Source organism: Phytoactinopolyspora halophila, assembly GCF_003287285.1.
In the GTDB taxonomy this organism is placed as follows: domain Bacteria; phylum Actinomycetota; class Actinomycetes; order Jiangellales; family Jiangellaceae; genus Phytoactinopolyspora_A; species Phytoactinopolyspora_A halophila.
The window spans coordinates 125,392-150,586 of the sequence record NZ_QMIG01000010.1 but is presented as its reverse complement, the minus strand read 5'-3'; the positions used below and the strand labels follow the sequence as shown (position 1 = coordinate 150,586).

Annotated in this window: 27 protein-coding genes; 8 read left to right on the top strand and 19 right to left on the bottom strand. The window is 66.5% G+C overall.

Going from position 1 to position 25,195, the window contains the following annotated elements; all coding sequences use genetic code 11:
- Positions 1-86: 86 nt before the first annotated feature.
- The gene (locus DPM12_RS11995; RefSeq protein WP_112258546.1) at positions 87-1,559 is read right to left on the bottom strand and encodes a cytochrome ubiquinol oxidase subunit I; all 1,473 of its coding nucleotides are present in this window, start codon (positions 1,557-1,559) and stop codon (positions 87-89) included.
- A gap of 129 nt (positions 1,560-1,688) precedes the next feature.
- Here DPM12_RS11995 and DPM12_RS11990 point away from each other — a divergent pair, with 129 nt between their 5' ends.
- Both DPM12_RS11990 and DPM12_RS11985 read left to right on the top strand, forming a co-directional pair.
- Entirely contained in the window at positions 1,689-2,081 is a 393-nt protein-coding gene (locus tag DPM12_RS11990) for a BlaI/MecI/CopY family transcriptional regulator (RefSeq protein ID WP_112258545.1), read from the top strand.
- Positions 2,078-2,989 (top strand): M56 family metallopeptidase, encoded by a 912-nt coding sequence (locus tag DPM12_RS11985; protein WP_112258544.1) that lies wholly within the window; start codon positions 2,078-2,080, stop codon positions 2,987-2,989. The genes DPM12_RS11990 and DPM12_RS11985 overlap by 4 nt, the downstream gene beginning before the upstream one ends.
- Positions 2,990-3,322: 333 nt before the next feature.
- Here DPM12_RS11985 and DPM12_RS11980 read toward each other — a convergent pair whose 3' ends face one another.
- The 3 genes from DPM12_RS11980 to DPM12_RS11970 form a co-directional block, all read right to left on the bottom strand.
- On the bottom strand, positions 3,323-4,327 hold the full coding sequence (locus tag DPM12_RS11980; protein ID WP_112258568.1) for an AAA family ATPase: 1,005 nt from the start codon (positions 4,325-4,327) through the stop codon (positions 3,323-3,325).
- 13 nt (positions 4,328-4,340) lie between these two features.
- Positions 4,341-5,417 (bottom strand): DUF4192 domain-containing protein, encoded by a 1,077-nt coding sequence (locus DPM12_RS11975; RefSeq protein WP_158542869.1) that lies wholly within the window; start codon positions 5,415-5,417, stop codon positions 4,341-4,343.
- A gap of 103 nt (positions 5,418-5,520) precedes the next feature.
- The gene (locus DPM12_RS11970) at positions 5,521-6,804 is read right to left on the bottom strand and encodes an alanine racemase (protein WP_112258542.1); all 1,284 of its coding nucleotides are present in this window, start codon (positions 6,802-6,804) and stop codon (positions 5,521-5,523) included.
- Between the two features lie 41 nt (positions 6,805-6,845).
- Between DPM12_RS11970 and DPM12_RS11965 the strand changes: the two genes are divergently transcribed.
- The gene (locus DPM12_RS11965; protein ID WP_112258541.1) at positions 6,846-7,715 is read left to right on the top strand and encodes an HhH-GPD family protein; all 870 of its coding nucleotides are present in this window, start codon (positions 6,846-6,848) and stop codon (positions 7,713-7,715) included.
- A gap of 146 nt (positions 7,716-7,861) precedes the next feature.
- The gene (locus tag DPM12_RS11960; protein WP_211658893.1) at positions 7,862-8,377 is read left to right on the top strand and encodes a DUF2599 domain-containing protein; all 516 of its coding nucleotides are present in this window, start codon (positions 7,862-7,864) and stop codon (positions 8,375-8,377) included.
- Positions 8,378-8,445: 68 nt separating this feature from the next.
- Here DPM12_RS11960 and DPM12_RS11955 read toward each other — a convergent pair whose 3' ends face one another.
- Entirely contained in the window at positions 8,446-9,186 is a 741-nt protein-coding gene (locus DPM12_RS11955; protein ID WP_112258566.1) for an HAD-IIA family hydrolase, read from the bottom strand.
- Positions 9,187-9,410: 224 nt separating this feature from the next.
- Between DPM12_RS11955 and DPM12_RS11950 the strand changes: the two genes are divergently transcribed.
- Complete coding sequence (locus DPM12_RS11950) at positions 9,411-9,776, top strand: hypothetical protein (protein ID WP_123788575.1); 366 nt, start codon at positions 9,411-9,413, stop codon at positions 9,774-9,776.
- 177 nt (positions 9,777-9,953) lie between these two features.
- On the opposite strand, the gene DPM12_RS11945 is transcribed toward DPM12_RS11950, so the two are convergent.
- The 4 genes from DPM12_RS11945 to DPM12_RS24140 all read right to left on the bottom strand — a co-directional run bounded on the left by DPM12_RS11945 (position 9,954) and on the right by DPM12_RS24140 (position 14,587).
- A complete protein-coding gene (locus DPM12_RS11945; protein WP_112258539.1) occupies positions 9,954-12,509 on the bottom strand; it encodes an ATP-dependent Clp protease ATP-binding subunit in 2,556 nt (851 codons plus the stop codon).
- Between the two features lie 322 nt (positions 12,510-12,831).
- Positions 12,832-13,158, bottom strand: coding sequence for a DUF2516 family protein (locus DPM12_RS11940; protein WP_112258538.1), 327 nt, complete (start codon positions 13,156-13,158; stop codon positions 12,832-12,834).
- A gap of 148 nt (positions 13,159-13,306) precedes the next feature.
- A complete protein-coding gene (locus tag DPM12_RS11935; protein WP_112258537.1) occupies positions 13,307-14,032 on the bottom strand; it encodes a hypothetical protein in 726 nt (241 codons plus the stop codon).
- Between the two features lie 24 nt (positions 14,033-14,056).
- Positions 14,057-14,587, bottom strand: coding sequence for a helix-turn-helix domain-containing protein (locus tag DPM12_RS24140; protein ID WP_112258536.1), 531 nt, complete (start codon positions 14,585-14,587; stop codon positions 14,057-14,059).
- 136 nt (positions 14,588-14,723) lie between these two features.
- Here DPM12_RS24140 and DPM12_RS11925 point away from each other — a divergent pair, with 136 nt between their 5' ends.
- Positions 14,724-15,971 (top strand): APC family permease, encoded by a 1,248-nt coding sequence (locus tag DPM12_RS11925; RefSeq protein WP_112258535.1) that lies wholly within the window; start codon positions 14,724-14,726, stop codon positions 15,969-15,971.
- Here DPM12_RS11925 and DPM12_RS11920 read toward each other — a convergent pair.
- On the bottom strand, positions 15,882-17,006 hold the full coding sequence (locus DPM12_RS11920; RefSeq protein WP_112258534.1) for an asparaginase: 1,125 nt from the start codon (positions 17,004-17,006) through the stop codon (positions 15,882-15,884). The two genes, DPM12_RS11925 and DPM12_RS11920, sit on opposite strands and share 90 nt — an antisense overlap.
- Between DPM12_RS11920 and dtd the strand changes: the two genes are divergently transcribed.
- Positions 17,005-17,457, top strand: coding sequence for a D-aminoacyl-tRNA deacylase (gene dtd, locus DPM12_RS11915; protein ID WP_112258533.1), 453 nt, complete (start codon positions 17,005-17,007; stop codon positions 17,455-17,457). The two genes, DPM12_RS11920 and dtd, sit on opposite strands and share 2 nt — an antisense overlap.
- Before the next feature lie 49 nt (positions 17,458-17,506).
- Here dtd and ygfZ read toward each other — a convergent pair whose 3' ends face one another.
- Both ygfZ and DPM12_RS11905 read right to left on the bottom strand, forming a co-directional pair.
- A complete protein-coding gene (gene ygfZ, locus DPM12_RS11910) occupies positions 17,507-18,550 on the bottom strand; it encodes a CAF17-like 4Fe-4S cluster assembly/insertion protein YgfZ (RefSeq protein ID WP_112258532.1) in 1,044 nt (347 codons plus the stop codon).
- 61 nt (positions 18,551-18,611) lie between these two features.
- On the bottom strand, positions 18,612-19,130 hold the full coding sequence (locus DPM12_RS11905; RefSeq protein WP_112258531.1) for a heme-binding beta-barrel domain-containing protein: 519 nt from the start codon (positions 19,128-19,130) through the stop codon (positions 18,612-18,614).
- Between the two features lie 176 nt (positions 19,131-19,306).
- Between DPM12_RS11905 and DPM12_RS11900 the strand changes: the two genes are divergently transcribed.
- Positions 19,307-19,669 carry a DsrE family protein gene (locus DPM12_RS11900; protein WP_112258530.1) on the top strand — a complete coding sequence of 121 codons (363 nt, stop codon included), beginning with the start codon at positions 19,307-19,309 and terminating at the stop codon, positions 19,667-19,669.
- Between the two features lie 206 nt (positions 19,670-19,875).
- Here the strand turns inward: DPM12_RS11900 and DPM12_RS11895 are convergent, their stop codons facing one another.
- The 7 genes from DPM12_RS11895 to DPM12_RS11865 all read right to left on the bottom strand — a co-directional run bounded on the left by DPM12_RS11895 (position 19,876) and on the right by DPM12_RS11865 (position 25,186).
- Entirely contained in the window at positions 19,876-20,175 is a 300-nt protein-coding gene (locus DPM12_RS11895) for a DUF1416 domain-containing protein (RefSeq protein WP_112258529.1), read from the bottom strand.
- A gap of 5 nt (positions 20,176-20,180) precedes the next feature.
- Positions 20,181-21,029, bottom strand: a complete 849-nt coding sequence (locus tag DPM12_RS11890) for a sulfurtransferase (RefSeq protein WP_112258528.1) — start codon at positions 21,027-21,029, stop codon at positions 20,181-20,183.
- Entirely contained in the window at positions 21,026-21,463 is a 438-nt protein-coding gene (locus DPM12_RS11885) for a DUF4395 domain-containing protein (RefSeq protein WP_211658890.1), read from the bottom strand. Before DPM12_RS11885 ends, DPM12_RS11890 begins: the two co-directional genes overlap by 4 nt.
- A gap of 376 nt (positions 21,464-21,839) precedes the next feature.
- Positions 21,840-22,280 (bottom strand): TlpA family protein disulfide reductase, encoded by a 441-nt coding sequence (locus DPM12_RS11880; RefSeq protein ID WP_211658889.1) that lies wholly within the window; start codon positions 22,278-22,280, stop codon positions 21,840-21,842.
- 43 nt (positions 22,281-22,323) lie between these two features.
- A complete protein-coding gene (locus tag DPM12_RS11875; protein WP_112258526.1) occupies positions 22,324-23,217 on the bottom strand; it encodes a hypothetical protein in 894 nt (297 codons plus the stop codon).
- Between the two features lie 134 nt (positions 23,218-23,351).
- The gene (locus tag DPM12_RS11870; RefSeq protein ID WP_112258564.1) at positions 23,352-24,359 is read right to left on the bottom strand and encodes an Rv1681 family radical SAM protein; all 1,008 of its coding nucleotides are present in this window, start codon (positions 24,357-24,359) and stop codon (positions 23,352-23,354) included.
- An 11-nt stretch (positions 24,360-24,370) separates the two neighbouring features.
- Positions 24,371-25,186: an Rv1680 family SBP-like protein gene (locus tag DPM12_RS11865; RefSeq protein ID WP_112258525.1), complete on the bottom strand. Its 816-nt coding sequence runs from the start codon at positions 25,184-25,186 to the stop codon at positions 24,371-24,373.
- Positions 25,187-25,195: the final 9 nt, after the last annotated feature.

Here is a 25,195-nt window from a genome sequence, read left to right as displayed (position 1 = left end):
GCCATCAACGCCCACCTCCACCACTAAGCATGAACGTTGCAAGCACCGCTTGAGCCCGCCCATGGGACGAATAGTGTTCATGATCATCAGTAGGCGAAGGTCAGTGGTCGATCGGTGTCGTCGGCGGGTTCGGCATCGCCGTCGGAGCGCACAGACCCCCGCCCCCACTCGGCTTCTGCACTGACATCCGGCAGGCCGGGCCGGGCATGCTTGACCAGGAGCCAGATCCACAGCCACGTCAGCCCGGCATACAGCACCGTGAACGTGATCAGCGTGGCCAGCACCTCCCCCGTCGTCGAACCTGGCGTCACGCCAGACGCGGTCGGCATCAGGCCGAACACCAGCCACGGCTGACGGCCCATCTCGGTGAAGATCCAGCCGAGCGTGTTGGCGAGCAGCGGCAGGAACGGCAAGGCAACCGTCGCGCGCAGTGCCCATCGCGATGTCGGCACCTGCCCCCGTCTGGTAGCCCAGAGCTGCCAGGCAGCGATCATGGCGGCACCAACACCAAATCCGATCATGAGCCGGAACGTCCAGTAGGTCGCGGGAATGTTCGGCGCGTACTCGCCCGGTCCGTACAGTTCCTCGTACTCTTCCTGGATGTCGTTGATTCCCCGCACCTCACCCTCGAATGATCCGGTCGACAGGAACGACAGGAGCTGAGGAATCTCGATCGAGTACAGTGCGCGGCTACCATCCAGCGTGCCCACGGTGAACAGGGAAAGCGGCGCCGGTTCCTGGGTCTCGTAGAGCGCTTCGGCCGCCGCCATCTTCATCGGCTGCACCTCGGTCATGATCTTTCCCTGGATGTCCCCGGACACCGCCGTTCCGACACCGCCGATCAGCACGGTGACCGCCCCGATTCGCAATGCCTTTCGAAACGGCCCGGGATCGCTCGGGCCACCGGGTGTGGCCGCCGCTGGCTCGTGGCGGCCCTTCACCAGGTGCCACATGGCAACGGCGGCCACCACGGCCCCGCCCACCATGAAGGCCGCGAAGATCGTGTGCGGAAAGGTGACGAGTGTCACCTTGTTCGTCAGTACCGCCCAGATGTCGGTGAGCTCGGCACGACCCGCCTCTTCGTTGATCTCGTACCCGACGGGATTCTGCATGAACGAATTGGCGGCCAGGATGAAGTACGCGGACAACAGTGTCGCGATCGCCGTGATCCAGATCGTTGCGAGATGGATCTTGGGTGGGATCCGGCCCCAGCCGAAGATCCAGACGCCGACGAAGACGGACTCCAGGTAGAAGGCCAACAGGGCCTCCATGGCCAGTGGAGCACCGAAGATGTCACCGACGAAGCGGCTGAAGTCGCTCCAGTTGAGACCGAACTGGAATTCCTGCACGAGCCCGGTCACCACACCGACGGCAAGATTGATCAGCAGCAGCTTGCCGAAGAACTTGGTGAGGCGCAGCCAGCGCTCGTCGTTCGTCCGCATCCAGATCGTCTGCATGATCGCGACGAGAAACGCCATCGAGATGGTGAACGGGACGAAGAAGTAATGGACGACGGTGGTGAGGCCGAACTGCCATCTCGCAAGATCGACGACATCCACGAGACCGCCCTCCTCCCGGCCGCCGGACCGGCCGGCAACGGATTACTACGTTCCGTCGTAAATACTACACTCCGTCGTAGTTACTACGACATGGGGTCGTACTACAGGTGGTCGGTTATGCTGAGAGATATGCGTGATGGACGGCGGACACAGCTCGGCGAACTCGAACGCGCGGTAATGGAGCAGCTGTGGGCACTCGCACGGCCGGCCACCGTACGCGACGTACACCAGGCGCTGAGCCAGACCCGCGAGATCGCCTACACCACCGTCATGACCGTCTTGGACCGCCTGGCAAAGAAGGGATCGGTCGAACAATCGCGAGATGGCCGCGCCTATCTCTACCGGCCAGCAGTCGATCGCGACGAGCTCACGGCCGAACTCATGCACGAAGCGCTCGGTACCGTCGACGGTGACGATCGAACCTCGGCGCTCGTCCGGTTCGTCGATACGGCATCGGCCGACGACACCGCGGCCCTGCGCGCGGCCCTCGCCGAGCTCGAACGACGAGAGCAAGCGCAATGATCGAGGCGTTCCCGGTCACGGCCACGCCCGCCCTGCTCACCGGGCTCGCCCTCGTCCTGGCCGGCCCGGCTCCGGCCTGGCTCGCCCGCGCCGAGTGGCCGAGCAGGGTTCCCCGGGCCGCGCTCGTGTTGTGGCAGGCGATGACCCTAGCTGCTCTGCTGTCAGCTCTCGGAGCGGGCTTGTCCGTCGCGACGCTGATTTCCTTCTACGAACGGCCCGGGATCGTCTTGCTGGCCCTGCACATTTCCGCCTTCGCCTTTACCGTGCTGGTACTGGCACGTCTCCTGTGGTCGGCACATGTGCTGGGAACCAATCTGCGGGCCCGCAGGCGAAGGCACCGGCAGTTGGTTGACCTCGTTGGCCGATCCGATGGCCGAGCTCCGGGTGCGCGCATCCTGGATGCCCCGGAGGCATTCGCCTACTGCGTTCCAGGAGTGAGTTCCCGGCTCGTCGTGTCGTCGTCGGCGCTCGACACCCTGTCTGACGACGAAATCCAGGCGGTACTGGAACACGAGCGCGCGCACGCACGTGCCCGGCACGATCTGGTACTCGAAGGGTTCACCGCGCTGCACAACGCCTTCCCCACACTCGTCCGCAGCCGCGCAGCTCGGGACGCCGCAGCCGGATTGGTCGAGATGCTGGCCGACGACGCCGCCCAGCGCCGTGCCGGAGCCGTGCCGCTGGGACGAGCTCTAGTGCGCCTGGCCCACGCGCCCGTACCGGCCGGAACGATCGGTACCGGGCACGTCACGCCCCTCACCCGCATCCAACGGCTCGGCGAGCCGCGGACGATCGCTCATCACGGGCTCGCATCCAGCGTGTACGCTGCCGCCATCGCGATCGTCGTCATTCCAACGGTCAGCGTCGCGATGCCGTGGCTCGTCCATCTCAGTCACCAGCTCTCGTGATTTCCGATATACCCGGCAGAGCCACGATAGCGATCCTGAAGTCTCGGTAAGAGGGGGTGCGTCGTCACCCCTCTTACCGAGAGTCAGGTGTCATTCCTGGATTGTCATTCCTGGGTTCCATTCCCACGAAAACATCCATCCTTCGTCGCAGCACGCCGATACGCGAACCATCTGGCCTGCACGGAACGCGATCGGCTCATGAATTGAAGAATGCCAGACCATAAATGTCGAATACCATATTCAAGTGACCCTAGAAATAGAATATCTACCTACAGTTGACGCACCGGGGATTTCGCACGCGAAGCGATTCCCGCGTCGACAGCGGCAGTCCATTCACCGCTTCGTCGCGGGGCCGGGAACCTGGTCGAGGATCTCGTTGACGATAGCGCTGGTGCTGGTCCGCATCGTCCACGCCTCCGGTGTCAACGTGAGCCGATGCGCGAGCGCGGGCACGGCCACCGCCTTGACGTCCTCCGGCACGACGTAATCTCGCCCGTCGAGGACCGCCAGCGCCCGGGCTGTCAACAACAACGCTTGCGAACCACGCGGCGACGCGCCCACCTCGACGGCACGGTGGCGTCGAGTGGCGGACGCGAGGTCGACACAATAGGCAATGATCGACGCGTCGACGTCCACGGCTTCGACGCCGGCTTGCAGGGCCTGGACACGTCGTGCGTCGACGATCGACGTGACCTCTGTCTCCTCGCGGCGCCGAGCGATCCGGCGAGCCAGAACGTCGGCCTCGCGGGCTGGTTCCAGATACCCGGCCGACAACCGCAGCATGAACCTGTCCAGTTGGGCCTCCGGCAACGGATACGTTCCTTCGTACTCGACCGGATTGGACGTGGCCAGAACGTGAAATGGCCTGGACAGTTGGAACGTGGCACCCTCTACCGTGATCTGCTTTTCCGCCATGGCTTCCAGCAGCGCCGACTGCGTCTTCGGTGGAGTCCGGTTGATCTCGTCGGCCAGGAGCAAGCCGGTGAAGAGTGGACCCGCCCGGAACGAGAACTCCCGTGGCCCTGGATCCCAGACATAGGATCCTGTCACGTCTCCGGGCAGGAGGTCAGGCGTACATTGCAGGCGCCGGAAGCTCAGGCCCAATGCTCCGGCCAAACTCCGTGCCGCCAGTGTCTTTCCCAAGCCGGGGACGTCTTCGAAGAGCACGTGGCCGCCGGCCAGAATCGCCGCCAGCGCCATGCGCAGGGGTTGCTCCATGCCGACGACGACGGTGCCGACTTCCTTCAGCACCGCTTCACCGCTGGTTGCCACCTCCTGCACCGAAGCCGCAGAGGTCGCCTGTTCGCCTGGTTCGGTGGACGCGGTCTCCGACGTCATGGCATCCACCTTCTCATGCGATGGCGGGGCGATCACCGCTCGGAGCGGCGCTATCGCCCAGATCGTCACGGAGACGCCGCGTCACGGCGCGAATCTCGGCCGGAGGAACCTGACCATCCAGGAGAGTTCGCAGGAGACCGGCCAGCGTATTATCCGGTTCGATCCGCAGCGCGCGTTCCAGGGCCACGGCCGCGAGCGCGCCGTTGCCGTGTTGATACGCCACCCCTGCCAGCACCGCGCAGATGGGAACGGCGATCTCGTCCACCGCCCGCTGGCACAGCGCTGTCATGAACGGCAGGACATTCTCAAAGCCGTACTCCATCCCCCATGTCAACAACGGATCACGAGCCCCCTTGTCGAGGATGCCGACCAGGACGCGCACCGCCTCGTCATCGTCGATCTCATGATCGCCCCGGACGAACCGCTCGCACATGGCACGGGCGGTGCCGAGCGTCTCCGCTCGGACGTGATCGAGACCCCTGTCGCGGATCCGGTCCACCATCTGATCACCGATCTCGTCAGCGCGGCCCTGGAGGATCGCACGCCGGACCGAACCCGGACCCTGCACGCTTCGTTCCAGCTCCTCGCGGTTGGCCAGGATGGCATGGCCATCCAGCACGCACCGCGCCTCCACCTCGGTGACCGTGCTGCTGGGCGATCGCGGCAGCGGCGTGCCCGACGGCGGGCAGCATGGCTCGGTACACGTGTAGGACCACCACCAATCGTCCCGCACCAGCAGTGATTCCATCCGGTCGATGTCGCGCCGCGCGAGTCCCTCGTGAAGCTGCGCGATCAGATCCTGACGAGGCAATCGCGCGTCGGCGAACGTCTCCGTGGTGAAGCACACGACGATGACGCGATCGGCTCCCGTCCGGCTGACGCGATCCGACAGATCATCGACGTATTCCGCATAGCCCTCGGATTCGGGAAGATCAACTCGCAGGACGAGACCGATGCGGTTCCGCGCCCCGTGCATGCAGACAAGTACGACGCTCTCCGAGGGATGGAAACCCACGAGCGAAGGGATGGCACCGATGACGTCGGGTGGCGAGGTCAACTGGACGGGAGGAGGGGTGTGTCGAGAAGTCATGGCCATGACTCTCCCGCGACGGTCAGGACCCGCACCAGGCCCGAATCATCATCTGTGGACAGGTCACGTCCCGAGGATCGCCCTGTGGACAACCGTAGAGTGCCTAAAAGAACGTGCGCACCGCCGAGATGACCCGATACTCGTCGTTGACGACCGGGATCGCGCGCCACTTGTCGAACGTCGTACACGGATGGGAGATGCCCAGCGCTACAAGGTCACCCACCCGCAGCACCGGCTCGTCGTCGGAACTCTCCCCTGCTGGTCGCGCAAACCGCACGTAACCGTGCTGATCGTTGAATCCCTCGACGGCGGCTGCGGGAAGCGGTGTGGCCGCACCAGCGTCCCCTCGTACCCGGCAGAGTACTGCCGGCATCCGCGAATCCGTCGAGATGTCCCGCTTTCCGGCATCGATCAGCGCCAGGCCGGGTTCCGGAGTGGAGATCACACGTGCCCATACCTCCATGGCCGCCCGGAAGTCGTGCTCCTCACCGGCGAAGGGCGAGACGTTCTGGTACACGCCGTGATCGTGCGTGAGATAACACCCCGCGCGGATCACCACCTGCACCGGCCGGGCATATCGTTCCTGATTCGCCGTGAACACGTCGACGACCTGATCAAAGAACGCACTTCCACCGGCGGATAGGAGCACCGGATGGCCCGCGCGGAAGGCATCCGCATGGATCAACTCCTCGGCGGCATGCCTGATCCTTTCCAGGAATTCCCGGACCGATTCCACGACGGACGGGACACGTTCGCTGCCGAGGATGCCCTCGAACCCCGCCACACCAGCAAGATCTAACTCCGGTGCGGCCGCGACCGCCGTGCCGGTCTCGATCGCCGTGTCGACGTCACGCGCGCCGGCGCGGCCACCAGGGATACCCATCTCGACGAGGACGGGAAATGGCATGTCTCCCGGTACGAGCGAACGCATCATCTCGACCGCATCCAGCGAATCCACGAACGCGTAGGCCTCGGCGCCTGGATTCTCCCGCAGATACTCGGCGAGCCAGCGCAACCCCACGGGGTCGAGGCACTCGTTCGCGACGATCACGCGCGACGCGCCGAACTCGAACATCGCCCGTGCCTGCCAGGCCGTGGCAGCCGTCATTGCCCAGGCGCCATGGTGCAGCTGCCGGCCAATCAGTTCCGGAGACATGGTCGTCTTGCCGTGCGGTGCGAGGACGACACCGTTCTCCGCGCAGTATCGCCGCATTCGGTCGAGGTTGTGCGCGAGCGCATCTTCTTTCAGCACCGCGACAGGCGTCCCGAAATCCCGATGCAGCTGCCATCCGGCTGCCGCGATCCGCGACGATGGCATCCCCGTGGCCATCGGCGGGAAGCTCTTGCAGCGCCAGTCGATCGTCCAGTCGTCGCCGATGAGCCCCATGGTGACACCAGAGCTTACCAGCCTTCGCTACGCTGCCACCGATGCACGATGCCCTCATCACCTGGTACCACACCCACGCCCGGGACCTGCCGTGGCGATCCACGGATTGCACCCCGTGGGGCGTGCTGGTCAGCGAAATCATGCTCCAGCAAACTCCGGTCCCCCGCGTCGAGCCAGTGTGGCACGAATGGATGCGCCGGTGGCCCGCTCCCGCAGACCTCGCTGCCGAAGAACCGGGAGAGGCGATCCGCGCCTGGGGGCGGCTCGGTTACCCACGCCGTGCCCTGCGTCTTCACGCGGCAGCGCAGGCCATCGTCAGCCGGCACGACGGAACGGTTCCGCAGTCATACGACGAGCTGCTCGCATTGCCCGGGGTCGGGGATTACACGGCGGCCGCCGTCGCGTCGTTCGCCTTCGGCGCGCGACACGCCGTTCTCGACACTAACGTGCGACGCGTCCTGGCTCGCGCGTTCAGCGGCACGCGCTACCCGGCGAACTCCACCACCGCGGCCGAGCGGCGGCTCGCCGAGGAGCTGCTCCCCACCGACGACACGGCCCCCGTGTGGTCGGTGGCCCTGATGGAACTCGGCGCGCTGGTCTGTACCGCACGAGCACCGCGATGCGGGGCGTGCCCGATAGCCGCGGAATGCACCTGGAGGCTTTCCGGCTTCCCGGATCATGACGGACCCGCCCCGCGCGGCCAGGCATGGGCCGGAACCGATCGCCAGGTTCGGGGACGGCTGATGGCCGTGCTGCGCGATTCGACCGGTCCGGTGCCGAAGCCGGTTCTGGACGCGGTCTGGCCCGACGCGGTACAGCGCGAACGGGCGCTCGACGGGCTGGTCGCCGACGGCCTGGTCGAACCGCTCGACGAGGAACTGTACCGGCTCCCCACGTCACCGTCCTCGTGACCTACGGGGCGGTCCGCAGCCCGGGCGACCAGCCTGTGCTGCCGACCGAAACGGCTGCGACGAAACGTCGGCAACGGCCATCGGAATCGGTCATGATGGTCCACGTCCGACACGTCATGGTCATGATCGCCTGAGGGAGGGAGTTCGTGCCCGGAACGCGCCGCATGACGCGCCCGATGACGCGGATGCTCGCGCTCTGCGCGGGCGTAGCGACGTTGGAGCTCACTCTCGCTCCCGCAGTACACGCTGGTACCGGACCGGCGAACTCCCCCGGCGACCCGGTAGCGCCGACGTTCACCGCGCAGGTGGTACCCGCATCGTCTGACTCGAATGGTTCCCGGGCGGACAACGAAGGGCCTGGCACGGAGCACGGACAACACGTGGAACGTGTCACGTGGATTCCCGACCCCAACGGTCGCCGGCTCGCCGTCTATCCCACCGACTATGCCCGGTACGAAGCGCCGGTATCCGAATGGCGCGACGCCTGGCGGGAAGTGATCACGTTGGAACCCGAGGTCGACCATCCATATCTGCGTGACCAGTTTCGCTGCCACGTCGAGTTCGCCCGCATCGACGAGCCGCACAAACCGAGCTGGAATCTGGAGATGTGGCGCTCCGACGTCGGATACCGCGCCACCGTGCTGCACCGCTGCAATCCCTGATCGGTCGCGCGGCACGCGGCTCGCACGCGGCTCGCCGCGGCCCGCGCGCCGCGCCCGGGGATTCCCCGTCAGACGAGGTCCACGAGGTCGGCGACCGAATCCACCACGTGGTGCGGCCGGTACGGGTAACTCTCGATCTCGGCTCGCTTCGTGGAGCCGGTCAGCACGAGCCAGGTGGTGAGCCCGGCTTCCATACCGGCGACGACATCAGTGTCCATCCGGTCTCCGACCATGGCGGTGGTCTCCGAGTGCGCCTGGATCCGGTTGAGCGCGCTACGGAACATCATCGGGTTGGGTTTGCCGACGTAGTAGGGATCGCGCCGGGTTGCCCGGGAGATCAACGCGGCCACCGCACCCGTCGCCGGCAACGGGCCCTCCTGCGATGGGCCGGTAGCGTCCGGATTGGTCGCGATGAAACGAGCACCACCTTCAACGAGGCGAATCGCCTTCGTGATCGCCTCGAACGAGTACGTCCGTGTCTCCCCCAGCACCACATAGTCCGGCTTGGAGTCGGTCAGAACGTAACCGATCTCGTGCAGTGCCGTCGTCAACCCCGCCTCACCGATCACGTACGCGCTGCCTCCCGGATGCTGATCAACCAGGAACTTCGCCGTAGCCAGCGCGGATGTCCAAATGGACTCCTCGGGGATGTCCAGCCCGGACAGGGCGAGCCGGGCGGCGAGATCTCGCGGGGTAAAGATTGAGTTATTGGTCAGCACCAGGAAACGCCGTTCCCGGTCGGCCAGGCGCTGCAGGAATTCGGCGGCGCCGGGAATGGCCTTCTCCTCCCTGACAAGAACGCCATCCATGTCGGTCAGCCAGCACTCGATCTCACGCTCACTCACTGGGCCACTGTACGACGTTCGCGTGACAACCGCTGAAACATCCCACGGATGAGGAACGGCGCAAGAATCGACGAGGAATGGTGACGTGAATCGAGCCGGCCTGATCGTCCGGACGGCTCGCTTTCTCGTCCGATAAGGTGCTGACACCTGGCTCGGTATCGATCGACACGGAGAATCTCGTGATCCATATGAAGCGATTTGCCGCGGTCGCGGCAGCTACCGCACTCGCGTTACCGCTCACCGCGTGTGGAGATGACTCGGACTACTGTGCAACCGTCAGCGACGCCGCCGAGCGGGTCCGGGAGATCGACGAAGAGGGCGTGCCCGAGCCGGAACTGTTCGGCGAAGTCGCGGATCTGTACGAGGACGTCGCCGATTCCGCTCCGGACGACATCCGCGACGACTGGCAGTCCGCCACGCAAGCCGTACGCTACATGGCGAACGAGGACATGCCGCAGGAAGAGATCGCGGAGGTCTTCAACGACGCGCAGGAATCGTTCGAGAACATCACGGAAAACGCCCGCGAGGAATGCGGCATCGAGATCAACAACTGACGCGACACCCTCGCAGGATCCGCCCGAACCTGACAGCCCGGCTCGCGCCGGACACCCCGGTCCGAAACGACGCAGCGGCCCTGGCCGATACCCGATCGGCCAGGGCCGCTGCTATTCGCGCACTACGCGAACGATCTCCAGGGGCGTGTCACCCGCGCCCTCGCGAGACCGCGCCGCTCAGCTCGTTTGTTCGCCGCTTCCCGAGTTGGAACCTCCCGAGGATCCGGAGGCCGGCGCGGCGCCCGCCTCGACGGGCGCGAGATCCGGCAGCTCCGACTTCTCCGTTCCGGTGAACGTGAACCGGGCCTCCTGACCCTCGCCTTCGACATCGACGACGACGATCTGGCCAGCCCTGAGCTCACCGAACAGGATCTTCTCCGAGAGCGTGTCCTCGATCTCCCGCTGGAGCGTACGGCGCAACGGCCGGGCACCCAGGACGGGATCGAAGCCATGCTCGGCGAGCAGGTTCTTCGCCGCGGAGGTCATCTCGAGACCCATGTCCTTGTCGCGCAGGCGCTCGTCCACGCCGACGATCATCAGGTCGACGATGCGGACAATCTCGGCCGGTGTGAGCTGGTGGAAGACGATGATGTCGTCGACCCGGTTGAGGAACTCCGGACGGAAGTGATGCTTGAGCTCTTCCGTCACCTTCGCCTTCATCCGCTCGTAGTTGTGCTCTTCGTCTTCGGCAGCCGAGAACCCGAGGTTCACTCCCTTGGCGATGTCTCGCGTACCGAGGTTGGTGGTCATGATGATGATCGTGTTCTTGAAGTCGACCACCCGGCCCTGAGCATCGGTCAGCCGGCCGTCCTCGAGCACCTGCAACAGCGAGTTGAAGATCTCGGGATGCGCCTTCTCGATCTCGTCGAACAGCACCACCGAGAACGGGCGACGGCGCACCTTCTCGGTGAGCTGGCCGCCTTCCTCGTAGCCGACGTAGCCCGGTGGCGAACCGAACAGCCGGGACACGGTGTGCTTCTCGGAGTACTCACTCATGTCCAGCTGAATCAGCGCTTCTTCGTCACCGAAGAGGAACTCGGCCAGCGTCTTCGACAGCTCGGTCTTTCCGACACCGGACGGGCCGGCGAAGATGAACGAACCACCGGGACGCTTGGGGTCCTTCAACCCCGCACGTGTACGACGGATCGACTTGGAGAGCGCGGAGATCGCGTCCTCCTGGCCGATGATGCGCTTGTGCATCTCGTCTTCCATGTGCAGCAGCCTGGAGGTTTCCTCCTCGGTCAGCTTGAAGACCGGGATTCCGGTGGCGAACGCCAACACTTCGGCGATCAGCTCGTCGTCGACCTCGGCGACGACATCGAGGTCACCGGCCTTCCACTGCTTCTCGCGCTCGATCTTCTGCGCGATGAGCTGCTTCTCCTTGTCGCGCAAGGACGCCGCCTTCTCGAAGTCCTGCGAGTCGATGGCGGTCTCCTTGTCCCGGCGCACCTCGGCGATCCGGTCGTCGAACTCGCGAAGGTCCGGCGGCGCGGTCATCCGCCGAATTCGCAACCGGGCGCCCGCCTCATCGATGAGGTCGATCGCCTTGTCCGGCAAGTACCGGTCGGAAATGTAGCGGTCCGCGAGCTGAGCCGCGGCGACCAACGCGGTGTCGGTCACCGACACACGATGATGGGCCTCGTAACGATCCCGGAGACCCTTGAGGATCTCGATCGTGTGCGACAAGCTCGGCTCCTGCACCTGAATCGGCTGGAACCGGCGCTCGAGTGCGGCATCCTTCTCCACGTACTTGCGGTATTCGTCGAGCGTGGTGGCACCGATGGTCTGCAACTCGCCACGGGCCAGCATCGGCTTGAGGATGCTCGCCGCGTCGATCGCTCCTTCGGCAGCTCCCGCTCCGACCAGAGTGTGGATCTCGTCGATGAACAGGATGATGTCACCGCGCGTGCGGATCTCCTTGAGGACCTTCTTCAGCCGCTCTTCGAAGTCACCGCGGTACCGAGATCCGGCGACCAGCGCACCGAGATCCAGCGTGTAGACGTGCTTGTCCTTCAGCGTCTCCGGCACCTCGCCCTTGACGATCGCCTGGGCAAGGCCTTCGACCACGGCCGTCTTACCGACGCCGGGCTCCCCGATCAGCACGGGGTTGTTCTTGGTGCGCCGCGACAGCACCTGCATCACTCGCTCGATCTCGTTCTCCCGGCCGATCACCGGGTCAAGCTTGCCCTCGCGGCCGGCCTGGGTCAGGTTACGGCCGAATTGATCGAGCACCAGCGAGCTGGACGGTGCCTCACCCTGCGGCCCGGCACCGGCCGTCGCGGCTTCCTTACCGCCCTGGTAGCCGGACAGCAGCTGGATGACCTGCTGACGGACCCGGGTGAGATCGGCGCCGAGCTTCACGAGCACCTGCGCGGCGACACCTTCGCCTTCCCGGATGAGGCCGAGAAGGATGTGCTCGGTGCCGATGTAGCTGTGCCCGAGCTGCAACGCCTCACGCAAGCTCAGTTCCAGCACCTTCTTGGCACGCGGCGTGAACGGAATGTGTCCGCTGGGTGCCTGCTGACCCTGACCGATGATCTCTTCGACCTGTTGGCGCACTGCCTCCAGCGAGATGCCGAGGCTCTCGAGCGCCTTGGCCGCCACACCTTCGCCCTCATGGATGAGGCCGAGAAGGATGTGCTCGGTGCCGATGTAGTTATGGTTGAGCATCCTGGCCTCTTCCTGGGCCAGGACGACGACGCGTCGAGCGCGGTCAGTAAACCTCTCGAACATCAGTGGCGCTCCCTTGCCGAGTGGTCGGCGGTGGAGGGCGGGCCCCCAGCTAACCCCTCGATGTTATCTCCAGATACCCGTTTTTCCTCCAGTTGTTCACCCTGGGAGGAGAAGGTATCGGTCCTTACTTCTTCTCTATCAGGTGTGACGATCACGTTCACCACCTATCTCGTCCACCTGGTGGCTGCCGCCCCAGCCAAACCGTCACGCCATGCCAGAACACCATGTTGTGCTCCTGATGTTCCACTTACGACGTCTTTCTACCCTTACGTTCGCTGTGGGCGAAGCTCCGGCGCCGGTCATGGTACTCACCAACCTCGTACTACCAGGAGCCGTAAGGCCCGTCACCCGGGCCACGCCGTCCGCCTCCCATCGCGCGCACGGCGGGTCGGACGTCGACCAGATAGACGGCAGCAGCGACCACGCCGATGATCGTCAAGATCATCACGCGCATCGGAAAGAACGCGAGTTCGGTTACGAGTGCGAGAACCAAGAACGTCAGCCAGATCGGCTTGGTCAGCTTACCGGCTGCGGGGAATGCCTCGGCCCGCACGCGTAGCGCGTCGATGAGCGCGTAACCCTTGAGCCCGACAGCGCCGACCGCGAGCCCCAGGATCAGCAGCGCCTGGATATCGCCGAAGAAGTCCACATCACTACTCTACGCGTCCCTCAACGCCACACCGAGCCCACCAAGTACGTGTACCCCGTCGGGGTGACACGTTTTCTCGGGCCGTACTACGTCTGCAGCCGTGTTGCGGCCCGAGAAAACGTACCAAACATGATCATTCTGGTGCGGGTCAGCGAGGTTGGTCGTCGTGCTCACCGGGCTCACCGGTGTCGCCGGACTCGCCGAGGTCGTCAGCCACCTTGTCGGCCGCGTCCGCGACGTCATCGGCGGCTTCCGCCACCCGGCCACGAATCGCGACGACCTTCTCGCCCAGCGAGACCCGGTACTCGTCACGCCACCGGGTGACCACACCCTCGCCGCGGCCGGCGAGATCGTCGATGGTCTTCGATGCCTGCTGCGCTGCCTGGCTAGCCGCGTCGCGCACCTTGGCGGGAATCTCGGTCATGAGCCCGTGGCGCCGCTCCCAGGAGAACGCCTCGCGTGCCTTCTCCTGCAACTGTGCCGTGCGCACCGGCACTTCCTTCATGCGCTCCGGAATGTCGTCGCGCAATGCCTTCGCTTCCTGGGGAAGGTCGTCCAGGCGCCGACGCAGGTCACCACGCACGTTCTCGTCGGTCACCACCGACGTGGCCCGCTTGGACAGATCCGACACGCGCTCGCGCACGTCGCGCCGGAACTCGTCGTCCGAGACGGTCTCCACGACCCGGGTGGACAGGTCGCGCAACGACGTGACTGCCACGTCGGCCGCTCCCGCGAACGCGCGGACGGCCTTCGATTCGAGCGTCGAGTCCAGGCCCGAGCCGGACGTCGCACCAGAGCTCGAATCGCGTTCGGAGCCGTGCTCGACGGCATTCCGGGAGCTGGATGCGGCGTCGAATGTCGTGTTGGAGTTCATGGAACGTCACCTCTCTGTCAAGTCTCACGATCCGGCGCCACTGCCGGATTCGCCTTCCGTGCCTGCGGCACGTGCGCCGATACGTGCGCCAGCGTTCGCGGCACCATCTGGTGTGCCGCCGTCGTCCGTCACGCCAACCGCGACACCACCGGGCGCCGGGGCACCGGAGGTCTCGTCGTGCCCCTCGGCACCGGATGCCGCCTGCGAGCCATCCCGCGCCGCGCCACCATTGGCCGCCCGAAACGACATGTAGACCTCGAGCAGCGCACGTTTCTGCTGCTCGGTCAGGGCCGGATCGGCGCGGATCGCGCCCTCGACCCGGCGATCTTCCGAGGGCGCGTCGAGGAGACCCGCCTGCACGTACAGCACTTCGGAGGACATCCGCAACGCCTTCGCCAGCTGCTGGAGCACATCGGCCGACGGTTTGCGCACGCCACGCTCGATCTGGCTCAAGTACGGGTTGCTCACCCCGGCAAGATCGGCGAGCTGGCGCAGCGACAGTTGCGCGGCGCGTCGCTGTTCTCGCAAGAACTCGCCGACACCGGATTTAGCCATGCGCTCATTCTAGCTAACAATTGCAAGCACCGTGCAACCGAACTGCCGAACTCGCCCGCGCAGACATCGACGCCCCGCCACGCCCGCGTTCAGCCGGTCGGGAGCCACGCCCTCTGAATCGGCGAGAATCGTCGGCATGAGCACGCCCGACTCCAGGCTCTCCAGGCAGCTCGGCACGGCCGACGCCGTCGTCATTGGCATGAGCGCCATGATCGGTACAGGCGTGTTCGTCGTCTGGCAGCCCGCGGCTGAGCATGCCGGGGCATGGATGCTGCTCGGGCTCGCACTCGCCGCCCTGGTCGCGTTCTGCAACGCTACGTCCACAGCACAGCTCGCCGCCGTGCATCCGAGGGCCGGTGGGGCCTACCACTACGGCCGCGAACGCTTGGGCGAGCACTGGGGAGCACTGGCCGGCTACGCGTTCGTCCTCGGCAAGACTGCCTCGTGCGCCACGGCCGCGCTGGCCGTCGGCACCTACCTGTGGCCCGAGCAGGCCACCACCGTCGCGCTCGCCACGGTGGCCGCGCTCACCATCATCAACGTCGCGGGCGTGCAGAAGACGGTACGCACCGCCCGGATCATCCTCACCGTTGTGGTGACCGTGCTCGTCGTTGCGGCCGTCGCCGGGCTCGCGGGGCTCGGCGACGAGCCCCCAGCCACGGTGACGATCGAGCCCGTCGGCCCGCCCGGCGTGTTCGCCGCTGCGGCGGTGCTCTTCTACGCCTTCGCCGGGTACGCGCGAGTCACCGTGCTCGGTGAGGAGGTCCGCGACCCCGCACGCACGATTCCCCGCGCGGTGACCATCAGCCTGCTCATCGTGCTCGGCGTGTACGCGGCCATCGGCGCGACCGTGCTTGGCGTGCTGGGCTCCGAGGGTGCGGCGGCCTCCGACCAGCCATTGCGCACCATGGTCGAGACCGCCGACGCCGCCTGGTTGGTCCCCGTCGTGACCGTTGGAGCGGGCATCGCCGCCATGGGCACGCTGCTGTCGCTGCTTGCCGGAATCGGGCGGACGTCGTTCGCGATGGCCTCTGATGGGGACCTGCCACGCGTGTTCGCCGCCGTACATCCCGAGCGCCGGGTGCCTCATGTCGCCGAACTGGGCGCGGGGATCGTCACCGCCGGTGCCGTGCTGTCCGGCGATCTCGCACAGACGCTGTCCATCAGCGCCTTCGCGGTACTCGTCTACTACGCGGTGGCCAACCTCGCGGCGTTGACGCTGCCCCCGGCGCAACGACTCTGGCCACGCTGGCTGTCCGGCTTGGGGCTCCTCCTGTGCATCGCCCTCGCGATCTCACTGCCCACGCGCCTGGTGGCGCTCGGCAGCCTGCTCCTGGGCGCCCTCCTCCTGCTGCGTGTCGTCGTGCACCGGATTCACCGCTGACTGAGGTTTCATCAACCACGGCGCGGGACGGATCTCGCCCACCACCGCTCCCCCGCCGAACACGGGAGCCGACATCAGCTCGTCCACCACCGGCTCATGCACGCCGAGTATCCGCAACATCGCCGCCATCACCACCGGGCGTGCCCGCCCACCGCCGTCGTCGATCTTCAATGCCGCTGCCCGCCCATCGGTCAGGGCGACCGCGTAGACGGCCTCGGCACCGCCCTTCCCGAACAATCCGGACACCGCGCGGACGAGAGTGGCTTCGTCGCGGTCCGTGCCACTCGCGTATTCCGGATGCGCCTGGATCGCCGCGACGATCTCGTACTCTGCCGTGCCCTCCCCGGAGATCGCCATGGTGCGGAAGAGCCGGGCCAGTCCGGTCAGGCTGAAAGCGAACAGGGGCGCACCGCAGCCGTCGACCCCGGTGTGCGCCACCGGCTCTCCCGCCAGCTCCTCGATCGTGCCCCGGATGGCGACCTGCAGCGGGTGTCCGGCGTCCAGGTAGTTCTCGGCGGACCACCCGTTCAGCTGGCACGTCGCGAGCATGGCCGCATGTTTGCCGGAACAGTCCGCCACGATCGACGACGCCGCCCCTCCGGACCGGAGCAGTGCGTGTTTCGACGGCTCGTCCAGTGGCCATCCGGGCGTGTTCCGCAGCGCCGACTCGTCCACACCGGCCGCGGCGAGCAGGCGGCGCACGCCAGCCACGTGAAACTCTTCCCCCGAGTGGCTCGCCGCGGCCAACGCGAGCAGCTCGGGATCCAGCCGCAGCCCCCGACGGACCATGGCCGCCGCCTGTGCGGGCTTGTTCGCGGAGCGCGGGTACATCGGCGCCCGCGTCGTACCGTGCTCCAATGCCACGGTGCCGTCCGCATGTAGTGCGATCATCGAGCCGTGGTGCCGCGACTCGACGAGTCCAGACCTGATGACCTCGGCAACGAGCACGGTGTCCGGATCCATGGTGGCGATCGTCGCACGGCCAGCGACGCCGCCAGCCAGCAGTGCCGGCACGGCTGGCAGGATCGTGCGCATGCGAGCGGTAGTACAGCGAGTGACATCAGCATCCGTACACGTCGACGGCACGGTGGCCGGCGCCATCGATCCCGCCTCCGACGGCAACGGCCAGGGCAGCCAGGGGCTGCTCGTGCTCGTCGGCGTCACCCATGACGACGACGAGCAGGCAGCGGCCAAGCTCGCCCGCAAGGTGTGGGACCTTCGGATCCTCTCCGATGAGAGGTCTGCCTCCGATGTCGACGCACCGATCCTCGTGGTGAGCCAGTTCACCCTCTATGCCGACACCCGCAAGGGACGGCGACCCTCGTGGGGAGCCGCGGCACCCGGGTCGGTGTCCGAGCCGCTCGTGGAATCGTTCGCGCAGGCGCTGCGGTCGCTCGGTGCGACGGTCGAGACCGGCGTGTTCGGCGCCGACATGAAGGTTCACCTCGTCAACGACGGACCGGTTACCCTCATTCTCGACACCTGATCACCAGCCACGAGCAGGCCTGGCTCGCACGGCGCACGGCAACGGACGATCACCGCACCTGCGGCCGGACGTGCAGGCCGATCTCCGGGTCGACGATGACCTCCTGCGCGGCGGCCACGCCACCCGCCAGCAACGGCGCATCGACGGGGACGTTCCGCTTGATCACGGCGAGCCCGATCGGGCCGAGCTCGTGGTGCCGCACGGCCGATCCGACGAATCCGACAGTGCGCTCGCCCGCGACGACGTCGTCCCCGCGCTCGGGAAGGTGATCCACCGAACCGTCGAGGTGGAGCATGACGAGACGCCGCGGCGGGCGGCCCAGCGTGTGTACCCGTGCGACGGTCTCCTGGCCCCGGTAGCAGCCCTTGTCGAGATGGACCGCGGAACCGATCCACCCCACCTCGTGCGGGATGGTGCGCTCGTCGGTATCGCGGCCGTGCCGGGGTTCGTGCGCCTCGATCCGGAGCGCCTCGTACGCCCAGATTCCCGCTGGCGGTCCCGCCGCCTCGACGTAGGAACGGAGCTCGGCACGGGGCACGAAGACATCCCGGCCGCGACCGGCCGGCCGCACCACGTAATTCCCGCCGTCCGTCTCGGCGCCGTCCGGTGCCGGGTCCGGCTGGGCCACATCTGATGCGGCAGTCGCCTCCCAGACGATCGCGAACTCGTCGGTGACGTCGGTCACCTCGACCTGGGACCAGAAGCGCATGGCGTCGAGATACTGCACCAGGCTCTCGGCGCTGCCTCGCTCGAGATGGAACCAGAGCGCCGATCCGTCGTCGACGCCGTACATTGCGTGCTCCACGCGTCCCTTGACGTCGAGCACGAGAGCAGCCGTCGGCTCGCCGGGCGACAGTTCTTCCAGATGCTGGGACACGAGCTGGTGCAGCCAGGTCAGGCGATCCGGCCCGCTAACCTTGACGACATCCCGGTGGGACAGGTCGACGGCCCCCTGACCGCTGACCAGGTTGCGCTGCTCGCGGAACGGTTCTCCATAGTGCGCGGCGACGCCGGTGTCGGGTTCGGCGGCCTCAACCGCTCCAGGAACGTCGAGCAACGGGCTGCGATACGAGGTGTTCACACTCACGACCATATGCAACACGGACAAACGCGTGGCACTTCCCGGGAACCCTCAACGGTGCCGATGCCGGCCGCTAGTCAGCCGCCTGTGACGCGCCCTCGACGCGTTGCAGTTCGGCCGACAGGTGCGGCTGGAGATCCTCACCCATCGCCGCCATCTCGTAGACGTACATCAACCGGCCCTCGACCAGCCCATACAACCGGTGGCCGCTGCGGTAGTCCTTCGCCGTCTCGGTCTTGAGCACTCCGCGCGTGGCGAGCTCCAGCCGGGCCGACTCGATCCGCCCGATATAGATCTCCACGAATCCCGTGGGGTGGGTAAGCAAGACCTCCACCTCGTCCTCGCCCTGTGGCCGCCAGTAGCCCGTCTCGCGAGCGGCCGGCTGCACGAGATTCCCGTCCTCGTCGAGGATCCAGCTACGGCTCTGATACGAGAGGAACGGCTTGCCCGGAACGTAGGTGAACTGCACTTCCTGGCCGAAGCGGAACGCCTCGATGGTCGGATAGTCACCGACGCCGGCGCCCTCCCATCGGCCGAGCAGCCATACGAGCGGAACGCAGTCAGGATGCAGGTCGCTGGGTATCTCGATCACGTGGAACCTCGGGTACGGCAGATCGACGGCACCGGATCAGGCCTGGCCTTTAAACAGCTTGAACACGACGAGCAGGGCCATGAGGCCGGTCCCGGCACCGATCAGGACCATCAAGCTCGTGAAGACGGCTTCCAGCACGCTGCTGAGTCTACCGGTGCCATATAGGGTGGACGGCCATGGCCCACACACTCGTCGTCAAGGTCACGGCCGGAGCGGACGCGCCGGAACGATGTTCGCAGGCGTTCACCGTGGCGTCCACCGCACTGGCCAACGGCGTCGCCGTCTCGATGTGGCTCACCGGGGAGTCGGCGTGGTTCGCCGTGCCCGGTCACGCCAAGGAGTTCGAGTTGCCGCACGCCGCACCGCTGGCCGACCTGCTCGACGCCTTGCTGGCCGGTGGCAGCGTCACCCTGTGCACGCAGTGCGCCGCGCGCCGCGATATCGGCCCCGACGACGTCATCCCCGACGTCCGGATCGCCGGGTCGGCCACGTTCGTCGAAGAGATCCTCGGGGACGGCGTTCAAGCACTGGTGTACTGACGTCATACAGCCGTCCGGCGCCCGTAGCCGTGCTGGTTCCCACGGCTCCCAGCGGCCGGAATTCCACCGCGGGCACCCACGACACTGCACCCGACAGCGACGTGCCCCACGACGATCACCCCGGCCCAGGCGTGGTGATCGTCGTGGGGCTCGCCCCGGCCCGCGTTCGTCACGCGCGGAGCGGCACGCTCCGCTGCGCGAACCGATCAACCGACGGTGACGTCCACCGTGTTGACGGCTCCCTTCGACGCGACAACAGAACGATCGACGCTCTCGGCACCCGGCGCCAGTGTCCGCACGGTCCACGTGCCGGGCGCGGCGAAGAACCGGAACTGCCCAGTGGCACTGGTCGGAACCTCGGCCGTGAACTCTCCCGAGGAGTCGAGCAGCCGCACGTAGGCGCCAGCGAGCGGCGCATCATCGCGGTACACGACGCCCTGAATGATCGTCTCCTTGGCGACGTCGACGTCGTCGAGCGATACGCCGCCGGTGGTAGCTCCGCACATGCTGCTCAGGCCCTCCCCGGCTCGTCGCCGACGGCAACCGGGACGCCGACCAGCGAACCGTATTCCGTCCACGAACCGTCGTAGTTCTTCACGTTCGGCACACCCAGGATCTCCCGCAGGACGAACCAGGTGTGCGAGGAGCGCTCACCGATACGGCAGTAGGCGATCGTGTCGTTGTTCAGGTCCACCCCCGCCTCGGAGTACAGCTCGCGCAGCTCGTCGTCAGAGCGGAACGTGCCGTCGTCGTTCGCCGCCTTGCTCCACGGAATGTTGGCTGCCGTGGGGATGTGTCCCGGGACCTGCGAAACTTCCTGCGGAAGGTGGGCAGGCGCCAGCAGGCGACCGGCATATTCGTCTGGCGAGCGGACATCCACCAGGTTCTTGTCTCCGATGGCGCCGACGACCTCGTCCCGGAATGCGCGAATCGAGGTGTCCGGCTCCTTGGCCGTGTACTGGGTGGGCGTGCGCTCGGGGACGTCATCGACCAGCTCGCGGTTGTCGAGCTCCCATTTCTTGCGGCCACCGTCGAGCAGGCGGACGTCTTCGTGCCCGTAGTACTTGAACTCCCAGTACGCGTATGCGGCGAACCAGTTGTTGTTGCCGCCGTAGAGCACGACGGTGTCGTCGGGGGACACGCCCAGCCTGGACAGCAGTGACTCGAACTGTTCCTTGGTGAGGATGTCCCGGCGGACCGGGTCACGCAGGTCCTCGTTCCAGTTGACCTTGACGGCACCACGGATGTGGTTCTTGTCGTAGGCAGTGGTGTCCTCGTCGACTTCGAGGAGGACGACCTTGGGGTCGTCGAGATGCTGCTCGACCCAGTCAGCCGAGACGAGTACGGACTCGCGGCTCATGAATTGACCTCCGGTGTCTTGTTGATGCGGACGGAAACGATTCGGCGGTATGCCAGATAGATCTCGCAGCCCAGGCAGAAGCCGAAGGCCGCATTGAGGAAGGCGGCGGCTAAAGCGGCGCCCACCGCGACATAGGCGAGCACGGTCACACCGGTCACGTACCCGGCGAGACCGGCGAGGCTGAAGACCAACCCCACGGCCTGGGCGAAACGAGGGGGAGCCGACTCCTCCGGCTCCTTCGGTGTGCGGAGCCGTGGTCGGATGAAGCGGGCGAACACGAGCCCATACGGTGATGCGCCGGGACCGAGAGACGCTCCCAGCGCGAAGATGACGGCTTGCACGCCGAGCAACCATGTGCTGCCGGTGATCAACACGACGGCGAGCACCACCGTCGTCACACCGGCCGCAAAGCGAGGGCCTCGTGGATCGATCATGAGGGAATCTCCTGACATGGATGCGTTGAGCGTGCGTTACCGCGCACCTACGGAGCGGACAGCCAGTGACGCACTAGCAAGGGACGGCGCGACCGCTCCGGTCAGGACATTCGACAGAGCATGGTGGCCACGCGCCGGTAATCAATGGCGCGACGGCGGGTGAGCTCTGTGTGGTACACGCCTACGAGACTAAGCCCGTTGCGCACGTTCGTCATCCGGTGTATCAAAATTCGAGACAAACAGTCTCACGGCGCGGTCAGGTCGCGTTTCGCCGCCCGCATAACGCAATCAGCTTGGCAGTGTCGTCCCAGCCCGCGGCCAGCTCGGCGGCGCCGCCCAAGCGCGGTCAGCTTGGCAGTGCCGTGCCGACGCGCGATCAGTTTGGCAGCGCCGCCCGCACGTCGTCGGGCCGGGGAACGCCGGTGGCCCGGCCAACCACTCGCCCGGCAGGATCGACGACGAGCGTCGTCGGCGTCCGGCGGACGTCCAGTCGCCGCACCAGTTCGAGGTTGCTCTCGGCGTCGATCTCGACGTGCTCGACCCCGTCGAGACTCTCCGCCACGTGCGAGAGCGTGGCCCGGGTCGCCCGGCACGGCTGGCAGAACGCCGTGGAGAACTGGACCAGCGTGGCCCGCGCACCCAAGGATGATCGACCGACATCGGCCGGAGCGAGCATCACGACATCCGAAATACTCTCCTGCCCCACTTTCCGAGCCGTTGGCTCAACAGCGCGTACGACACCATCGCGCCTCCGCATCCACAGCCCGACGGCCGTGGACAGCGCGAGCACCACGAGCACGACGGCGAGTCCGGTCACATCTGCCCCAACATACGGGGCAGCGCTCTTTGTTCCGCCGCCGTCAGCGAACCAGGAGCTGCCCGAGCACGTAGGCGGTCGGAGCCGCCGCCACGAACGGGCCGGCGATCCGCATGGGAACGATCGTTGCCGGGTTCACGGTGATCGGGCCGGCCCCGTCCGCATGCACGTCGGTCGCGACCCGCGTATCGGTACTGGTGCCACCACGCGTGGCCTGCTGATGCTCGGCGTCACCGTCCGGGTTCGACGCCTGCGACGTGGCCCCTGCCGAGCCAGCTGGTCCCGACTCACCGGCAAGCCGGTCGGCCATCGCGAACGCCACGCCCGTCATCACGCCAGAGAACGCGGCAATGACGACGGCGCTCACGGCTGGCACGGCCGACTCCATGCTCTCCAGCACGGTCACGAGCACCGCCGTAGCCGAGGAAGCCACGACCACGCCGAGCACCCTGCGCAGCGCGCGAGATGCCGGGAGTGCTTCGGCCAGGGCCACGACACCGACCCCGAGCAGGGCGAAGCCGACCGTGTGAACCCCAGCGGACGTCGCGTGCAGGGCCACCCAGATCACCGGCAGCGTCACCAGGACGCACGCAGCCACCACCAGACTCAGTGCCCGGTTGAGCTCGCCCCGGCCGTCCCGGCGAAGCAACTGCACGACGATAGCGATCAGGACCGTGGGACCGAGTACGGCCGCCACGGGAACCAGCTCGGGTGTACCACTACGTTCAACCCACACCAGCGCTCCGACACCAGCGATCAGCGCGAGCCAGGCAGCTGGCCGAGCTGACGGCAGCCCGGAGGCGCGGACCACCCCGAGCGCGAACACGACCTGGACAACAGCCAGCCCCGCGGCGAACAGCACCGGGCTCGACGCCGAAGCCAGCGCCAGAACACCCGCGAGGACGGCGGCGATGATGGAGCGGCGCGAAGAGGGCACGCGTTTAATCCTGACAGACCACCGGACGCACCTTCCGTGGGTTAGGCAACAACTCCGCAACAGTCCGATCAACCACCGGATGAGCACGTGGTGTGGCTCACGCTGGCCGGCTCGGAAGCTCAACGGCGGCTCCGTCAGGCACACGTGAATCGTTGCGCAGCTGTCCGCGTCTCCCACCTGTAGGCAGCGAACCGCCTCCTGACCTCCGCTATGGCGTCGCCGAGCGGAAAGAGGCTGCGGCTCACCAGCTGGTCCTCATGCCCAGCCGTCACAGGATGCCAATAGATACCGTCCGCTGTCACGGTCACCTCCGGGACGAGCGATTCGATCGTCAGCGTGACACCATCGTCTGCGAATCCGCGGTGCGCCACGGGACGAATCACCTGATCGTCCCGATCGATGCCGAACCCGTCCAGCAGGGAGTGGAACGCGGCGATCTCGTCGGCGCCGGCCTCACCGGCGGCCACCGTCGCCGCCACTCGCACCCGGAACCCTTCCCGCAGGGCCGTCCGAATCCCGTCGAGGGCGCGCTGCCAGCTTCCCGCGCCCCGGTGCAGGTCATGCAGCTCGGCGGTGGCGGAGTCGAGACTGATTTGCAGGGCCACATCCGCGCGAGGCATGGCTCGCAACATGTCCAGGCGACGGCCCCTGAAGAGCATCCCGTTGGTCAATATCGTCGTGGGCGCCCGTGCCGCGCACGCGGCGACGATCTCGTCGAGGTCCCAGAGGAGAAACGGCTCTCCGCCGGTGAGGAAGATCTCGGTCACCCCGTGTTCGGCGCCCTCGGCGACGAGCTCGCGGATCCGATCAGGCCCCAGGGCCCGCCGCTCCGCCTGCGGAGACGACTTCGCGCAGCAGTAATCACAGGCGAGGTTGCAGTCGAAGTTGGTATAGATCCACAGACGTGCGCCGGGCTGGCGGTCGACGGGTATCTCGTCCAGCATGGCGTCGTCGTCGGGAATCGGGCCTCGCCGGATGGTCGCGACGTCCCCTTCCACCGCCAGTAGCCGGTGTCCCGCACGTTCGCACCAGCGTTCCACGAGTCCCTGCTGACCGGGACCGAGCGGAACCTCGACGACCTGCCCGGCTTCGGCGGGCCCGACCCGTTCGACCAGATCCAGGATGACCTTGTTGCGCTGCATTGCCGGCACGCTCACCATCGCGGAGAAATCCCCTGATTCTCGATCGCCTCGAACAGCGAGGCATAGCCCTCCATGTCCGGAAGCACCCAGCGGCGACGCAACCCTTCCAGCTCCATGATCCGCCGGTGCTCGGGTTCGTCCCACGACATCGCGAGCAAGTGCTCGACCCAGGGACGGCGCACGTCCTCGGGCAACGTATCCAGAGCGGTGAAGTTGCAGTGCGAGTACCGGGGCGAGCGCCAGAACTCGGCCAGTGCCCCCGGCATGAGCTCTTCGCGGCCGATAGCTTCCCACGTGTTGATACCGATCGCGGCCGCGTCGGCTTCGTCGTCCATCAGCAACCGGATCGCATCCAGCTCGCTACGCCCGGTGTCGCCGTGCTTGCCGATATCCGACTCCTGCCGTACGAATTCCACCTCACCGTCCGCCAGCCCGGCGTCGCGCAGGTACTGGACGGGAAGGATCGCCGCCTGCGCGGAATCCCTGGAGCCCAGGGCAAGCCTCCGGCCACGCAGGTCGGCCAGCTCGTCGAACTCGTTGCCGGCTCGGGTGACGAATACGGTCTGGAAGGCGGCGTCCACGTCGCGCATCGCGAGCGCCTGACACCTGCCATCCGTCTGAAAGACGGTGCGTGCCCACGCCACGTTCGTGTTCCAGGCGACGTCGATGGTGCCATCGAGGAGCGCGTCCACCTGACGCCCGTAGTTGGAGAAGAGCACGAAGTCCGTCTCGATCGGGCCGTCGGCGAAATAGTCGCGCAGGCCCTCCCAGATGAGCACGATATTCGGGGTGTAGGCGACGGCTCCGACGAGAAGCGATTCGGCCATGGCAGGTAA

Coding starts and splice junctions, on each gene's coding strand:
- DPM12_RS11990 (WP_112258545.1), top strand. CDS start 1,689: ATGCGTGATGGACGGCGGACACAGCTCGGCGAACTCGAACGCGCGGTA.
- DPM12_RS11985 (WP_112258544.1), top strand. CDS start 2,078: ATGATCGAGGCGTTCCCGGTCACGGCCACGCCCGCCCTGCTCACCGGG.
- DPM12_RS11980 (WP_112258568.1), bottom strand. CDS start 4,327: ATGACGTCGGAGACCGCGTCCACCGAACCAGGCGAACAGGCGACCTCT.
- DPM12_RS11975 (WP_158542869.1), bottom strand. CDS start 5,417: ATGACTTCTCGACACACCCCTCCTCCCGTCCAGTTGACCTCGCCACCC.
- DPM12_RS11970 (WP_112258542.1), bottom strand. CDS start 6,804: ATGGGGCTCATCGGCGACGACTGGACGATCGACTGGCGCTGCAAGAGC.
- DPM12_RS11965 (WP_112258541.1), top strand. CDS start 6,846: ATGCACGATGCCCTCATCACCTGGTACCACACCCACGCCCGGGACCTG.
- DPM12_RS11955 (WP_112258566.1), bottom strand. CDS start 9,186: ATGGATGGCGTTCTTGTCAGGGAGGAGAAGGCCATTCCCGGCGCCGCC.
- DPM12_RS11950 (WP_123788575.1), top strand. CDS start 9,411: ATGAAGCGATTTGCCGCGGTCGCGGCAGCTACCGCACTCGCGTTACCG.
- DPM12_RS11945 (WP_112258539.1), bottom strand. CDS start 12,509: ATGTTCGAGAGGTTTACTGACCGCGCTCGACGCGTCGTCGTCCTGGCC.
- DPM12_RS11935 (WP_112258537.1), bottom strand. CDS start 14,032: ATGAACTCCAACACGACATTCGACGCCGCATCCAGCTCCCGGAATGCC.
- DPM12_RS24140 (WP_112258536.1), bottom strand. CDS start 14,587: ATGGCTAAATCCGGTGTCGGCGAGTTCTTGCGAGAACAGCGACGCGCC.
- DPM12_RS11925 (WP_112258535.1), top strand. CDS start 14,724: ATGAGCACGCCCGACTCCAGGCTCTCCAGGCAGCTCGGCACGGCCGAC.
- dtd (WP_112258533.1), top strand. CDS start 17,005: ATGCGAGCGGTAGTACAGCGAGTGACATCAGCATCCGTACACGTCGAC.
- DPM12_RS11920 (WP_112258534.1), bottom strand. CDS start 17,006: ATGCGCACGATCCTGCCAGCCGTGCCGGCACTGCTGGCTGGCGGCGTC.
- ygfZ (WP_112258532.1), bottom strand. CDS start 18,550: ATGGTCGTGAGTGTGAACACCTCGTATCGCAGCCCGTTGCTCGACGTT.
- DPM12_RS11900 (WP_112258530.1), top strand. CDS start 19,307: ATGGCCCACACACTCGTCGTCAAGGTCACGGCCGGAGCGGACGCGCCG.
- DPM12_RS11895 (WP_112258529.1), bottom strand. CDS start 20,175: ATGTGCGGAGCTACCACCGGCGGCGTATCGCTCGACGACGTCGACGTC.
- DPM12_RS11890 (WP_112258528.1), bottom strand. CDS start 21,029: ATGAGCCGCGAGTCCGTACTCGTCTCGGCTGACTGGGTCGAGCAGCAT.
- DPM12_RS11885 (WP_211658890.1), bottom strand. CDS start 21,463: ATGATCGATCCACGAGGCCCTCGCTTTGCGGCCGGTGTGACGACGGTG.
- DPM12_RS11870 (WP_112258564.1), bottom strand. CDS start 24,359: ATGCAGCGCAACAAGGTCATCCTGGATCTGGTCGAACGGGTCGGGCCC.
- DPM12_RS11865 (WP_112258525.1), bottom strand. CDS start 25,186: ATGGCCGAATCGCTTCTCGTCGGAGCCGTCGCCTACACCCCGAATATC.